Origin of the sequence: Pseudomonas sp. H3(2019), assembly GCF_007713465.1 — a bacterium.
Classification (GTDB): domain Bacteria; phylum Pseudomonadota; class Gammaproteobacteria; order Pseudomonadales; family Pseudomonadaceae; genus Aquipseudomonas.
The window spans coordinates 74,941-88,700 of sequence record NZ_VMSG01000016.1; the positions used below are offsets into that span (position 1 = coordinate 74,941).

At 57.8% G+C, this 13,760-nt stretch carries 17 protein-coding genes; 10 read left to right on the top strand and 7 right to left on the bottom strand.

Translation table 11 applies throughout. The annotated features are described in order from the left end of the window. Positions 1–20: 20 nt before the first annotated feature. Positions 21–236 carry a dodecin gene (locus FPT12_RS17110; protein ID WP_123427033.1) on the top strand — a complete coding sequence of 72 codons (216 nt, stop codon included), beginning with the start codon at positions 21–23 and terminating at the stop codon, positions 234–236. A gap of 132 nt (positions 237–368) precedes the next feature. After that, entirely contained in the window at positions 369–590 is a 222-nt protein-coding gene (locus FPT12_RS17115; RefSeq protein WP_054594911.1) for a DUF1161 domain-containing protein, read from the top strand. 67 nt (positions 591–657) lie between these two features. On the opposite strand, the gene FPT12_RS17120 is transcribed toward FPT12_RS17115, so the two are convergent. Beyond that, entirely contained in the window at positions 658–1,659 is a 1,002-nt protein-coding gene (locus FPT12_RS17120) for an LLM class flavin-dependent oxidoreductase (protein ID WP_123581816.1), read from the bottom strand. A 240-nt stretch (positions 1,660–1,899) separates the two neighbouring features. Here FPT12_RS17120 and FPT12_RS17125 point away from each other — a divergent pair, with 240 nt between their 5' ends. After that, positions 1,900–2,331, top strand: coding sequence for an OsmC family protein (locus tag FPT12_RS17125; protein WP_019694448.1), 432 nt, complete (start codon positions 1,900–1,902; stop codon positions 2,329–2,331). A gap of 127 nt (positions 2,332–2,458) precedes the next feature. After that, positions 2,459–2,692, top strand: a complete 234-nt coding sequence (locus tag FPT12_RS17130) for a DUF1161 domain-containing protein (RefSeq protein ID WP_054594914.1) — start codon at positions 2,459–2,461, stop codon at positions 2,690–2,692. A 6-nt stretch (positions 2,693–2,698) separates the two neighbouring features. On the opposite strand, the gene FPT12_RS17135 is transcribed toward FPT12_RS17130, so the two are convergent. Together FPT12_RS17135 and FPT12_RS17140 are read right to left on the bottom strand one after the other, a co-directional pair. After that, positions 2,699–3,118, bottom strand: a complete 420-nt coding sequence (locus tag FPT12_RS17135; protein WP_145017714.1) for a hypothetical protein — start codon at positions 3,116–3,118, stop codon at positions 2,699–2,701. A gap of 40 nt (positions 3,119–3,158) precedes the next feature. Next, positions 3,159–3,575 (bottom strand): hypothetical protein, encoded by a 417-nt coding sequence (locus FPT12_RS17140; protein ID WP_145017716.1) that lies wholly within the window; start codon positions 3,573–3,575, stop codon positions 3,159–3,161. A 58-nt stretch (positions 3,576–3,633) separates the two neighbouring features. Between FPT12_RS17140 and FPT12_RS17145 the strand changes: the two genes are divergently transcribed. Next, entirely contained in the window at positions 3,634–4,710 is a 1,077-nt protein-coding gene (locus tag FPT12_RS17145) for an aminopeptidase (protein WP_145017718.1), read from the top strand. Positions 4,711–4,765: 55 nt separating this feature from the next. Here the strand turns inward: FPT12_RS17145 and FPT12_RS17150 are convergent, their stop codons facing one another. Both FPT12_RS17150 and FPT12_RS17155 read right to left on the bottom strand, forming a co-directional pair. Beyond that, positions 4,766–5,416, bottom strand: a complete 651-nt coding sequence (locus tag FPT12_RS17150) for an HAD family hydrolase (RefSeq protein WP_145017720.1) — start codon at positions 5,414–5,416, stop codon at positions 4,766–4,768. Between the two features lie 27 nt (positions 5,417–5,443). After that, on the bottom strand, positions 5,444–5,989 hold the full coding sequence (locus FPT12_RS17155) for a gamma carbonic anhydrase family protein (protein ID WP_145017722.1): 546 nt from the start codon (positions 5,987–5,989) through the stop codon (positions 5,444–5,446). A 62-nt stretch (positions 5,990–6,051) separates the two neighbouring features. Here FPT12_RS17155 and prlC point away from each other — a divergent pair, with 62 nt between their 5' ends. Both prlC and FPT12_RS17165 read left to right on the top strand, forming a co-directional pair. After that, a complete protein-coding gene (prlC, locus tag FPT12_RS17160) occupies positions 6,052–8,130 on the top strand; it encodes an oligopeptidase A (RefSeq protein ID WP_178098786.1) in 2,079 nt (692 codons plus the stop codon). Further along, the gene (locus FPT12_RS17165; protein ID WP_145017727.1) at positions 8,127–8,417 is read left to right on the top strand and encodes a YheV family putative zinc ribbon protein; all 291 of its coding nucleotides are present in this window, start codon (positions 8,127–8,129) and stop codon (positions 8,415–8,417) included. The genes prlC and FPT12_RS17165 overlap by 4 nt, the downstream gene beginning before the upstream one ends. A 138-nt stretch (positions 8,418–8,555) precedes the next feature. On the opposite strand, the gene FPT12_RS17170 is transcribed toward FPT12_RS17165, so the two are convergent. Then, the gene (locus FPT12_RS17170) at positions 8,556–9,212 is read right to left on the bottom strand and encodes a dual specificity protein phosphatase family protein (protein ID WP_145017729.1); all 657 of its coding nucleotides are present in this window, start codon (positions 9,210–9,212) and stop codon (positions 8,556–8,558) included. Positions 9,213–9,539: 327 nt separating this feature from the next. Further along, entirely contained in the window at positions 9,540–9,842 is a 303-nt protein-coding gene (locus tag FPT12_RS17175) for a hypothetical protein (RefSeq protein ID WP_145017731.1), read from the bottom strand. 244 nt (positions 9,843–10,086) lie between these two features. Here FPT12_RS17175 and FPT12_RS17180 point away from each other — a divergent pair, with 244 nt between their 5' ends. The 3 genes from FPT12_RS17180 (at position 10,087) to FPT12_RS17190 (ending at position 13,749) form a co-directional block, all read left to right on the top strand. Beyond that, a complete protein-coding gene (locus FPT12_RS17180; protein ID WP_145017733.1) occupies positions 10,087–11,145 on the top strand; it encodes a PA0069 family radical SAM protein in 1,059 nt (352 codons plus the stop codon). Positions 11,146–11,389: 244 nt separating this feature from the next. Then, positions 11,390–12,121 carry a carbonic anhydrase gene (locus FPT12_RS17185; RefSeq protein WP_145017735.1) on the top strand — a complete coding sequence of 244 codons (732 nt, stop codon included), beginning with the start codon at positions 11,390–11,392 and terminating at the stop codon, positions 12,119–12,121. An 89-nt stretch (positions 12,122–12,210) separates the two neighbouring features. Continuing rightward, complete coding sequence (locus tag FPT12_RS17190) at positions 12,211–13,749, top strand: SulP family inorganic anion transporter (RefSeq protein ID WP_145017737.1); 1,539 nt, start codon at positions 12,211–12,213, stop codon at positions 13,747–13,749. Positions 13,750–13,760: the final 11 nt, after the last annotated feature.

Consider the following 13,760-nt stretch of genomic DNA (forward strand, 5'->3'; position numbering starts at 1 on the left):
GACTATTCAAGGAGAGTGCCATGACTGACCACCACACTTACAAGAAAGTCGAACTGGTTGGCTCGTCCCCCACCAGCATTGAAGAAGCCATCAACAATGCCCTGGCCGAGGCCAGCAAAAGCATCAAGCACATGGAATGGTTCGAGGTCACCGAAACCCGCGGGCACATCAAGGACGGCCAGGCGGCGCATTTTCAGGTCACGCTCAAAGTCGGGTTCCGGATTGCCAATAGCTGAGGTTGAGCTAGGCTTCTGAACTTGTGCGCTGGCCGATTGCCATAGGGAATGGCAAAGCGCTACTTCGTCTTGGGCGTCAGGCGCCCGAGTGTTAACGCTTACCCCTTTTGATCCGACCAGGGAATGTGACTGATGAAGAAATTTATATTGGCGGTGGGTTTGTTGAGCATTGCAGGAACAACCTTTGCGGCGGGCAAGCCGTGCGAAGAGTTGAAAAGCGAAATAGCGGCAAAAATCGACGCCAAGGGCTCCAAAAACTATTCGCTGGAAATCGTCGATAAAGGCGCGGCCGCGGGTGGCAAGGTGGTCGGCAAGTGCGAGGCGGGCAAGAAGGTCATCGTCTACAAGAAGTAAGTTGAGTCAGCGGTTTATGTAAAGCCGACGCCATGGCGTCGGCTTTTTTGTAAGCGTTGTCCGAGATTTAGCCCTTCATCACTTGCGCCAGCAGTTCGTAGGAATGCAGGCGATCAGCGTGTTCGTACAGGTCACAGGTGAAGATCAGCTCGTCGGCTTGAGTCTGCTCGATCAGCACTTCAAGTTTGCCGCGAATTTTCGCCGGACTGCCGACCATGGCCAGGCCGAGGAAATCACCGACGGCTTCCCTCTCATGGGGCAACCACAGGCCGTCCATGGTTTTTACCGGTGGCCGCTGAACCAGGCTTTGGCCGCGCATCAGCGCCAGAATCCGTTGGTAGACCGAGGTTGCCAGATAATCGGCGCGTTCGTCGGTGTCGGCGGCTACCAGCGGTACGCCCAGCATCACGTAGGGTTTATCCAGTACAGCTGAAGGCTTGAAGTGATTGCGGTAAACCCGAATCGCTTCATGCATATAACGCGGTGCGAAATGCGAGGCGAAGGCGTAAGGCAAGCCGCGCTCGCCGGCCAGTTGTGCACTGAACAGGCTGGAGCCCAGCAGCCAGACTGGCACATTGGTGCCGGTGCCGGGCATCGCGATAATTCGCTGGTCTGGAGTGCGTGGGCCCAGGTAGCGCACCAGTTCGGCGACGTCTTCGGGGAAATCGTCGGCGCTGCCGGAGCGTTCACGGCGCAAGGCGCGGGCAGTCATCTGATCGGAGCCCGGTGCGCGACCCAGGCCGAGGTCGATTCGCCCCGGATAGAGACTTTCGAGAGTGCCGAATTGTTCGGCGATCACCAGCGGCGCGTGATTGGGCAGCATAACGCCACCGGAACCGACACGAATGCTCGACGTCCCGCCGGCCAGATAGCCAAGCAGTACGGAAGTCGCAGAACTGGCGATGCCATCCATGTTGTGGTGTTCGGCGACCCAGAAGCGGTTATAACCCCACTTCTCCACGTGTTGCGCCAGGTCCAGCGAGTTGCGCAGCGATTGCGCGGGGCTGCCGTTCTCGCGAACGGGCACCAGGTCCAGCGTCGAGAACTTGATATCGGACAGTTGTTTCATAAGCCGGCTTCTCCAATGGGGGACGCAGGCTTTTCTCACCAACGAAAACCTGCCGAATGCATGAGCGTGTTCTATGCAATGTGGGCATATACCCGAGTTTCAATAGCAGACATGAATTTACCTACCAGATAAGCGGTTTGATCCGACACGATGAACTTTGCCCAGCCTTCTATCCTCAGAACCCAGGCAACCGAAAACCATGAAGGCGCGACCCTCGCGCCGGATTTTGAGGAGGCACAGATGAGTATCAAAAAGAAAGCATCGGCGCATTGGGTCGGTGATCTGAAGACCGGCCTTGGTTCTATCTCGACCGAAACCGGGGTCCTGAAAAACGCACCTTATGGTTTCAAGGCGCGTTTCGAAGGCGGCCCGGGCACCAACCCGGAAGAGCTGATCGGCGCCGCTCACGCGGGTTGTTTCTCCATGGCATTTTCAATGATTCTTGGTGAGGCTGGCCTCAAGGCCGACACGATCGACACCCAGGCCGAGGTGACGCTGGATCAGGTCGACGGTGGTTTTGCGATCACCGCCGTGCACCTGACGCTCAAAGCGAAAATCCCAGGTGCCAGCCAGCAGCAATTCGAAGAGTTGAGCAAAAAGGCCAAGGAAGGCTGCCCGGTTTCCAAGGTGTTGAACGCCAAAATCACGCTTGATGCGACACTCGTGGGCTGATCGCTCCCTGGTAGCAGCTGGCATGCCAGCTGCTACAAATCAGAACTCGTGAACTGAAACTGTGGTCGAATAAGTGACAGCAGCTTCAGCGCATGACTGTGCGCGCTGCCTCAAGGGAGCTTCAAACATGAAACGTTTTGCCTTGGCGGTTATCTGCAGTGTGCTGGCCACATCGGCCCTGGCGGCAACCAAATCCTGCGAAGAACTCAAGGCCGAGATCGAATCCAAGATCCAGGCCAATAACGTATCGTCCTACACGCTGGAGATCGTCACCAATGACGAAGTGCACGACCAGAACATGGTGGTCGGCACGTGTGAAGGCGGAACGAAGAAAATTATCTATCAGAAGAACGACAGATAATTCGCCTTACGGCAGGCAAAAAGTCTGGCTCTCTTCGGCGACGAGTTCGCGCTTGGCGTTATACAGTCGGGCGCTGGGCGTGGTGGTCAGCGAGCGAGCTTCGAGCAGGTAACGTTGTCCGGCTTCGAAATGATCGTAGCGCACGGTCAAATAGCACAGTCGGTTTGGCGAGTCGAAGTCCATGCCAAAACCTCCGTAAAACTGCTCGAAGTCGAAGCGAACCTTCAATTCATGGCTGCCGGGCGTGACCTGGAAGAATCGCCCGTCTTTCAGGCGCTTATTGTCCAGGCTCTCGGCCATGAGGACTTTGCCCCCGGGCGTCGGCATGGCGAAATCGACCCAGGCCATGTTCGGGTTCGCGGCTGGTATCGGGCTCATACAGCCGGCCAGCGAGCTGATGGCGAGAAAAAGCAGAGTCCTGCGCATGATGAAATTCCGGGTGGTCGGGTATTAAGCATAGCGCCGATCAGGTGCGCTGGCAGCCCGCCAGATGCGCTTGGCCAACGACTTTTCGCTGCTGATCGTAGAGCTTGGCCCACGGCCGGAAACCGATATTCCCTGCTTGCAGCTGATAGCGCTGGCCGGCGTTGAAGTCGTTGAATTTCACACTCAACCGACAGTCACGCCACAACGGTTCGGCGTCGGGGCCGATATTTGTCGGTGCTACCGCGAACTGATAACGCACCTTCAGCTCATGGCTGCCTGGTGGAACTTCGAAATAGCGTTTATCGGCGGAGGGCTTGGCATCGACTTCCAGCGCCTGCAGCACGGTGTCATGTTGATGGGGGCCGAGGTCGATCCAGGCTTGCGTGGGGTCGGGTTGGGGCAGTCCAACACAGCCAGCCAGCATCAACAGGTTTGCAGTCAGCATTAACGCGCGCATAGCGAAGCTCCAGTAGGCGAGATAGTCTTGCGGGCAGACTCCCCAAGGATGACTCGATGTGATCAGACCGCTTCCAGGTCATCGGTTACTTGATCGCGTTTTGCGCGTTTTGTTTCCGGCCACGCTGCTTTTACTGCTCAACGGTTGCACGAGCGTCAGTTACTACAGCCAGTTGGCCGGTGGTCAATGGCACTTGCTGCGCGCGCGTGAGCCGGTGAGCGAGGTCATTGCCGACCCTGCGCGTGACGCGAAACTGCGCGCGCGCCTGGCTCAGTCGCAAAAGGCCCGAGAGTTCGCCAGCCAGCGGTTGCACTTGCCAGACAACAAAAGTTATCGCCTCTATGCCGACATCGGCCGACCGTATGTGGTGTGGAATGTGTTCGCCACGCCGGAGTTTTCCCTCAAGCCGCAGAATCATTGCTTTCCGATTGCCGGGTGCGTGGCCTATCGCGGGTACTACAGCCAGAGCGCCGCACGAGGTGACGCTGCGCTGCAGCGTCTGCAAGGCATGGACGTGTCGATCAGTGGCGTTGAAGCCTATTCGACTCTGGGCTGGTTCAACGACCCGATCATCAGTTCGATGATGAGTTGGGGCGACGAGCGCCTGGCGACGCTGATTTTTCACGAGTTGGCGCATCAACGGTTTTATGTGAAGGACGACACGGAGTTCAACGAGTCTTTCGCCACCTTCGTCGAACAGGAAGGCACCCGCCAATGGCGCGCGGCGTGCCGTTTACCGCCGGCCGGCAAGGCTCAAGAGCAGCAGCGTGATCAATTTACCCGGCTGATTCTGGGCACCCGTACGCGACTCGAAAAACTCTATGCATTGCCCTTGGCGACCGAACAGATGCGCCAGCGTAAAGCCGCCGAGTTCGAACGTTTGCGCAGCGATTATCGAACCCTGCGCGACAGCCAATGGGCCGGTGACAAGCGCTTTGATGCCTGGATCAATGCCCCGATGAACAACGCCAAGTTGCTGCCATTCGGGCTCTATGACCAATGGGTGTCGGCGTTTTCCGAGGTGTTCAAACAGTCGGGTGGGGATTGGCTGAGGTTTTATGCTGCGGTGGAGAAGTTGGGGGCGTTACCCTTAGAACAACGCAAGGCAGCGTTGAAGGCGTTGGTTGCCCTTTGAGATTGGTGTTGGGTGAACTGACGCCATCGCGAGCTTGCTCGCGATGGCGGTACAACTAACCCTGCAAAAACGCCTGATGCAACTCGGCCAGCGACTCGAAGTGATACGCCGGCTGTTCGGCGCTCAATTCTTCGTGGCTGCCGAAGCCATAACCCACTGCTGCCGCGTCCAATCCGTTGCGCCTGGCGCCGATCAGGTCGTGTTTGCGGTCGCCGATCATCAGCGTGGTGGCCGGGTCCAGGTCTTCTTCGGCCATCAAATGGGCAATCAGCTCGACCTTATCGGTGCGGGTGCCATCCAGTTCACTGCCATAGATCACTTTGAAGTGCCGATCGAAACCGAAGTGTCGGGCGATTTCCCGGGCGAAAACCCACGGCTTCGACGTTGCGATATACAACTGCCGCCCTTGCCCATCAAGGGTTTCCAGCAGTGGCATGACGCCGTCGAACACGCGGTTTTCATACAGGCCGGTGACCTTGAAGCGTTCGCGATAGAAATTCACTGCCTCCCAGGCCTTGGGCTCATCAAAGTCGTAGAACTGCATGAAGGCTTGCAGTAACGGCGGGCCGATGAAGTGTTCGAGCTTGGTCAGGTCAGGCTCATCGATCCCCAGTTTGCTCAAGGCGAACTGGATCGAGCGAGTGATACCCTCACGCGGATCGGTCAGGGTGCCATCGAGGTCGAACAAAACGGTTTGGTAATGCATGAACATTCCTGAGTAAGTCTGCCGGTGTCAGAGCTGGTCGTAGCCTTCGGCCAGATGCAGGTCTTTGAGCTTCACGTAATTCGCCGCGCTGTAGGTGAAAAACGCCCGTTCCTTGTCAGTCAGTGGACGGATCTGTTTCACCGGGCTGCCGACATAGAGGAAACCGCTTTCCAGGCGTTTGCCCGGTGGTACCAGGCTGCCAGCGCCAATGATCACCTCGTCTTCGACCACCGCGCCGTCCATGACGATGCTGCCCATGCCGATCAGGATCCGGTTGCCGACGGAGCAGCCATGCAGCATGACTTTGTGGGCGATGGTCACGTCGTCACCGATCAACAGCGGGAAACCGTCGGGGTTGAAGGGCCCGGCGTGGGTGATGTGCAGCACGCAACCATCCTGCACGCTGGTGCGTTGGCCAATGCGGATGCGGTGCATGTCGCCGCGGATCACGGTCAGCGGCCAGACCGAGCTGTCTTCGCCTATTTCGACGTCGCCGATCACCACCGCCGAGCTGTCGACAAAGGCGCCTTTACCGAGCATGGGGGTGTGGTTCTGGTACTTGCGAAGGGACACGATAGGCTCTCTCTCTGTTGTTGATAGCTGCGGTTGGCGTCGATTGTAATTAAGATGGCCGCATGTTTCTTCCAGCCAAGGTGCCAACCGTGAGCGTGAACAATCCTCTTTTGCAGTCCTACGACCTGCCGCCGTTCTCGGCGATCCGCGCCGAGCACGTACAACCGGCCATCGAACAGATCCTCGCGGACAACCGCGCCGCCATCGCCGAGATCCTCAAAAGCCAGGGCAAACAGCCTACCTGGGCGGGTCTGGTGCTGGCGATGGACGAACTGAACGATCGTCTGGGCGCAGCCTGGAGCCCGGTCAGTCACCTGAACGCGGTGTGCAACAGTGCCGAACTGCGTGAGGCTTACGAGTCCTGCCTGCCGGCGCTGAGTGCCTACGCTACTGAAATGGGCCAGAACCGCGAACTGTTCCAGGCCTATGAAGCGCTGGTCAATAGCCCGGAAGCAGCCGGTTTCGATGTCGCGCAAAAAACCATTCTTGAACACGCACTGCGTGACTTCCGTCTGTCGGGTATCGATCTGCCTGCGGCTGAGCAAAAGCGTTACGCCGAGGTGCAGAGCAAGTTGTCCGAGCTGGGCAGCCATTTCTCCAACCAATTGCTCGATGCCACCCAGGCCTGGACCAAACACATCACCGATGAGGCCGCCCTCGCCGGCCTGACCGATTCGGCCAAGGCGCAAATGGCTGCTGCGGCCCAAGCCAAAGATCTGCAAGGCTGGCTGATCAACCTGGAATTCCCGAGCTACTACGCGGTGATGACCTACGCCCAAGACCGCGCGCTACGCGAAGAAGTCTACGCCGCTTACTGCACCCGTGCGTCGGACCAAGGCCCGAACGCCGGTCAGAACGATAACAGCCCAGTGATGGAAGAGATCCTCGACCTGCGTCAGGAGCTGGCCAAGCTGCTGGGGTTCGCCAGTTTCTCGGAGCTGAGCCTGGCGACCAAAATGGCCGAGTCCAGCGATCAGGTGCTGAGCTTCCTGCGCGATCTGGCCAAGCGCAGCAAACCGTTCGCCGCGCAGGATCTGGAGCAACTCAAAGCCTATGCTGCCGAACAGGGCTGCCCTGATCTGCAAAGCTGGGACAGCGGTTTCTACGGCGAAAAACTCCGTGAACAGCGTTACAGCGTTGCCCAGGAAGCGCTGCGTGCGTACTTCCCGATCGATAAAGTCCTGAGCGGTCTGTTCGCCATCGTTCAGCGTCTGTATGGCATCGAAATCGCCGAGCTGAAAGGTTTCGACACCTGGCACCCGGACGTTCGCCTGTTTGAAATCAAGGAGAACGGCGAGCACGTCGGGCGCTTCTTCTTCGACCTGTATGCCCGTGCCAACAAGCGCGGCGGTGCCTGGATGGACGGCGCCCGCGACCGTCGCCGCACCGCTGAAGGTGTATTGCAAAGCCCTGTAGCCAACCTGGTGTGCAACTTCACCCCGGCCGACAGCGGCAAACCTGCCCTGCTGACCCATGATGAGGTCACCACGCTGTTCCACGAATTCGGTCACGGCCTGCATCACCTGCTGACCCGCGTCGAATATTCTGGCGTGTCCGGGATCAACGGCGTGGCGTGGGATGCGGTCGAGCTGCCAAGTCAGTTCATGGAAAACTGGTGCTGGGAGCCCGAAGGCCTGGCGTTGATCTCCGGTCATTACGAAACCGGCGAGCCGCTGCCGCAGGACCTGCTGCAAAAAATGCTCGCCGCGAAGAACTTCCAGTCCGGACTGATGATGGTTCGCCAGCTGGAATTCTCGCTGTTCGACTTCGAGCTGCACGCTACCCATGGCGACGGTCGCAGCGTACTGCAAGTGCTTGAAGGCGTGCGCGACGAGGTTTCGGTAATGTGTCCGCCGGCCTACAACCGTTTCCCTAACAGCTTCGCGCATATCTTCGCTGGCGGTTACGCGGCGGGTTACTACAGCTACAAATGGGCTGAAGTGCTGTCGGCCGATGCCTTCTCGAAATTCGAGGAAGACGGCGTGCTCAATGCGGCCACCGGTCGTGCATTCCGCGAGGCGATCCTGGCGCGCGGCGGCTCTCAGGAGCCGATGGTGCTGTTCGTCGATTTCCGCGGACGTGCGCCGTCGATTGACGCACTCTTGCGCCATAGCGGCCTCGACGAGGACGCGGCAGCATGAGTGACGCGCCAGTGAGCAAAACCAAGAAACGCTTTATCGCCGGGGCAGTCTGCCCGGCGTGCAGCGAGCCGGACAAGTTGATGATGTGGAGCGAAGACGAGGTGCCGCACCGCGAATGCGTGGCCTGTGGTTATTCCGACACGCTGAACGAGCAAGGTCTGTCAGTGCCCAAGGAATTGGGTACGCGGGTCAACACCACCGCGGTGAAGGTCCCGGACGCCAAGGTCCAGGCTGTGCAGTTCTTTCCCAATCCGAAGCTGAAGAAAAAGCCCGACGATCATTCCTGATCATCCCGCGCTTTGAAATCCGCCTTTGAGCCTGAGTGCTCAAGGGCGGTATTTATCGACTGACGCCACACTCCTCGATTGTATGTTCACGACCCCCTCCTTGCCTGTTTGGGGCAGGGTCTGGTTGGGGCGCGCCCCTCAGATCTTCGGTTTTTCGCTATTGACCGTTTTCAACCAGCTTTTCATCGAGCAGGTCGCAAACACACTGGTACTGCAATCGCCGTTGGCCAGTGCGGTACGCAGTTTGTCGATATCTGCCTTCATCATGTAGCGAATGCCGTTCTTGAAGTGGGTATTGTCGTCGAAACCGCCCTGGGTCATTTCGTTGAGGGCGTCTTCCTTGCTCCAGCCTTGTACCACCACGCGGTACATCGCAGCCATCAGGCCAGTGCGATCCGATCCGCGTTTGCAATGGATCAACACCGGGCCTTTGCTTTGACCGGTTTGAATGGCCCGCAATGCACTGAGCACCTCGCTGTCATCGACATGGCTGGTCTTGTATGGCAATTGCACCAGGTTGATGCCGGGGGTCGATAACCAACTTGTGTCGGGCTCGGGCAGAAAATTGATCACCGTCGTGATCTGGAGTTTTTCCAGCAGTGGCAGCGCTCCGTGATCGGGAAGTGTGCTGCGATAGAGGGTCGGTGACATCTGGTAAAGGCCGTACTGCGCTTCGACGGGCTGGGCCCATTCGCCGGGACGGATGGATTGGGTTTGCTCGGCTTGAACCTGATCGAACGCAAATAACGCCATGAGCGACAGGCACAGTGCGAGCAAGAGGTGGTTTTTCGACATGGGTCAGGGAGCCGTGGATGAAGGAATGGGTGACTAAATCCCAGCCTGAACCCTGAGCAGTCAAAGCTCTGTGAGGGGCTTGTCAAAGAATCGTTAAGCCTGAAGGCGCGTCGACTTTTACGAGGACGGCATTTACTGGGTGTTTGTCGGATCAGAAGTGGTGGATGGGGTGAGCTTTGGCGGTAAAAAATTGTTGAACGATTTTGGGTGATTAATTAAATATGATTAATGGTTTTTAGTTGAGATAACTAACACCTGCGAAACTATTTTCGCAGGCGTTAGTTTCTGAATCTCTGTCTGTATTATCAAGTGTCGAATCAGGTCCAATTATGGATTGACAATACTTGCATAAGCTTTGGCCAACGCCAGCAGCTTGGCTTTGTCATCGGCGTCAATATCGCCATCACCGTCGACATCTTTGCGCAGGGTCCCGATAGTGAAGGAGCGCCCGCCGTCGCTGGAAACTGCGGTCATGAAAATCGAATCGACCAGGGCTTCGGTTTCAACTCCGTTTTCCGGGTCCCAACCCAGTTCTTTACGGGCAAGTTGCAGTGAGACGAGAGTGTTGGGTTCCGAAGGGCCAGGTTTCATTAGTTGTAGAAAAATACCGCGTTGATTAAAGAAAGACATTGTTAAATCCTTTTAATGGTTACCCAGTGTGGTATTGCGTGTGCCAAGGATAATACGGGTAACTTTTATCGGATGACCAATGGTTATATGTTTCTCGTTCTTACGCTTATTGATTATTTAACAAGTAGTTATATAAACCGGATAGCGATTTAACTTGGCGCCTTCTCTGATGCTGCCGAACGGCACTGGTCTCACACCGGATCTTCATATACTGTACATGCATACAGTCATGAGGGTTTTCCCAATGTTCACGCCCTTGCCACCTCGCGGACGCGGGACCGCCAGCAACCCGCACAATCGCTTTGCACCGAACCGTTCGGTCGCCGAAGACGATGGCTGGTACCAGGAAGCACCGCTGACCCAGGGCACCGAGGTGCGTATCGAGACGGCGAAAACCATCATCACCCGCAACAACTCGCCCGACCTGCCCTTCGATCGCTCGATCAATCCCTATCGAGGTTGCGAGCACGGCTGCATTTACTGTTATGCACGACCCAGTCATGCCTATTGGGACCTGTCGCCCGGGCTGGATTTCGAAACGAAGCTGATCGCCAAAAGCAACGCTGCCGACGTGTTGGAGCAGCAGCTTTCCAAGCGTGGTTATCAGTGTGCGCCGATCAACCTGGGCTCCAACACCGATCCCTATCAACCGATCGAGCGCGAACACAAAATCACCCGGCGAATTCTCCAGGTGCTGCTGCGTTACCGGCATCCGGTGACGATCATTACCAAGGGCTCGATGATTCTTCGTGATCTGGATCTGCTCGGTGAGCTTGCCGAACAGCGGCTGGTGGCGGTGATGATCAGCCTGACCAGCCTCGACGACGAACTCAAGCGCATCCTTGAACCGCGAACGGCCGCCCCGAAGGCGCGGTTGCGGGCGATTCGGGTCATGCGTGAGGCCGGGATTCCGGTGGGCGTTTTGTGTTCACCGATGATCCCGATGATCAACGACAGTGAACTGGAAAGCCTGCTGACCGAAGCTCATGCGGCCGGCGCGCAGAGTGCGGCGTACATGATGCTGCGCCTGCCGCTGGAAGTGGCACCGTTGTTCGAGGAGTGGCTGGCGGCCCACTATCCGCAGCGTGCAGCCCATGTATTGAGCTTGATCCGTCAAAGCCGCGGCGGTGAACTGTATGACAGCCGCTTTGGCGCTCGCATGCGCGGCGAAGGACCGTTCGCCGATCTGTTGGCGCAACGCTTCGCCAAAACAATAAAACGTCTTGGGCTCAATCAACGTGAAGGCTTCAACCTGGACTGCACAGCCTTTTGTCCGCCCGGTGCTCAAATGTCGTTGCTTTAGCAACAATTGGCCTATGGTTGAGTAGTGGAAAATGCTGGGTGTTGGTACTCTGGTCACGTTTTTTTCAACCTGGAACGTACGTTCTAGAGCGGTTGATTCAGTTTGAGTTAAGTTTCGGTGGTTACCTTGTTCATTGAGTGACTGGATGGTCACTGATCGGCGATCTGGATGTTTCCTTACCAGTCGCTGGCTTTATCCCAGGTAAATCGGGAAAATTTCCCTACTCCGTCAAAGAGGATGAATCATGAGTGACAAGGATAAACAGCCGTTGGCTGCGTCGGCTTCCGCCCTGCCCGAGGCCGAAAGCGCCGATGCAGCGCTGCAGCATATCGTTGACGGTTTTTTACATTTCCACCACGAGGTCTTCCCGCAACAGGAAGAACTCTTCAAGAAACTCGCCACGGCTCAGCGGCCCAGAGCGATGTTCATTGCGTGCGCGGACTCTCGCATCGTTCCCGAATTGATTACCCAAAGCGCTCCTGGCGATCTGTTTGTCACCCGCAACGTTGGCAACGTAGTGCCGCCCTATGGCCAGATGAACGGCGGGGTTTCCACGGCCATCGAATATGCAGTGCTGGCTCTTGGCGTGCAGCACATCATCATTTGTGGGCATTCCGATTGCGGCGCCATGCGTGCGGTACTCAATCCGCAAAGCCTGGAAAAAATGCCCACGGTCAAAGCCTGGCTGCGTCACGCCGAAGTGGCTAAAACCATGGTCCAGGAAAACTGCCATTGCGCTGACGAAAACGAAAGCATGCAGGTGCTGACCGAAGAAAACGTCATCGCCCAGCTGCAGCATTTGCGCACTCACCCCTCCGTGGCCTCGCGCATGGCCAACGGTCAGCTGTTTATCCATGGCTGGGTCTACAGCATCGAAACCAGCGATATCAAAGCCTACGACGCGGATCAGGGCTGTTTCCTGCCACTGGATGGGAGTCATCCGATTCCGATGGCGACGCCCAAAGCGCGTTTCTAAATCCTCCTAAACACCTTGTCTGGTCTGGCCAGGACTGCTGAAAAAGCGGTCGGGCTTCGCCACGCCTGAAGAATCTCAGGAGAACGCTCATGCGTGCTGCGCAATTGAAAGCTGTTTTGCCACGGGAGCTGCTGGCTTCGGTGGTGGTGTTTCTGGTCGCCCTGCCCTTGTGCATGGGCATTGCAATCGCTTCCGGCATGCCGCCGGCCAAGGGCCTGATCACTGGGATTATCGGTGGCCTGGTGGTCGGTTGGCTGGCGGGTTCGCCGCTGCAAGTCAGCGGTCCGGCCGCAGGACTGGCGGTATTGGTCTTTGAACTGGTGCGCCAGCATGGTGTGGCGATGCTCGGGCCAATTCTGCTACTGGCCGGGTTTCTGCAACTGGTGGCCGGGCGTTTGCGCCTGGGCTGCTGGTTCCGCGTGACGGCGCCGGCGGTGGTTTACGGCATGCTGGCGGGCATTGGGGTACTGATCGTGCTGTCGCAGGTGCATGTGATGCTTGACGGAGTTCCTAAACCCTCAGGCCTGGACAACCTCAGCGGGTTTCCGGCGGCCGTTGCCCAAGCCTTGCCGACGCTGGGTGGCGGGTTGGGTTGGCAGGCCGGGTTGCTCGGGCTGTCGACGATTCTGGTGATGGGTGTGTGGGAGAAGTTTCGTCCACAAGCACTGCGCTTTATTCCCGGCGCCTTGCTCGGCGTTGGTTTGGCGACCCTTGCCAGTCTGGCGCTGGCGTTGAACGTCAAACGGGTCGAAGTCCCGGCTAATCTCGCCGAGGCAATTGACTGGCTGAGGCCGGCCGACCTGTTGAATCTGGCCGACCCCAACCTGCTGATCGCCGCGTTCGCCGTGGCTTTCATTGCCAGCGCCGAAACTCTGCTCTCGGCCGCCGCGGTCGATCGCATGCACAGCGGCGAGCGTTCGGATTTCGACCGCGAACTGTCCGCCCAAGGCATCGGCAACATGCTCTGCGGTCTGGTCGGTGCGCTGCCGATGACGGGCGTGATCGTGCGCAGTTCAGCCAACGTACAGGCCGGCGCCAAGACGCGGTTGTCGGCGATTTTCCACGGTGTCTGGCTGCTGGCATTTGTGTTGCTGCTGTCCAGCGTGCTGCAAAGCATTCCGGTCGCCAGCCTGGCGGGCGTGCTGGTGTATACCGGGGTGAAACTGGTGGATTTGAAGGCGTTTCGCGGACTGGGACGGTACGGCCGGATGCCGATGATTACCTATGCGGTGACCGCGCTGGCGATTATCTTCAGCGACTTGCTGACCGGAGTGCTGGTCGGTTTTGGCTTGACCCTGGCGAAGCTGGCCTGGAAGGCTTCGCGGCTGAAAATCAGCCTGATCGACCTTCCGGCAGAGGGCGAAATGGAGTTGCGATTGATGGGGGCTGCGACCTTTCTCAAGGTGCCGGCGTTGACCCGGGTGCTGGGGGCTATTCCGGCGGGCGCGACGGTGCATGTGCCGCTGAATAACCTGAGTTATATCGACCACTCATGCCTGGAATTGCTTGAGGAATGGGGACGGGCCAATGCCAGCAAAGGCTCGAAACTGCTGATTGAGGCGCGCGGGTTGAAGCGAAGGTTGGAGGGGCGATTGCGGACGACCGTAGGAATGGGTTCCGCCGGATAGATAACAGTGTG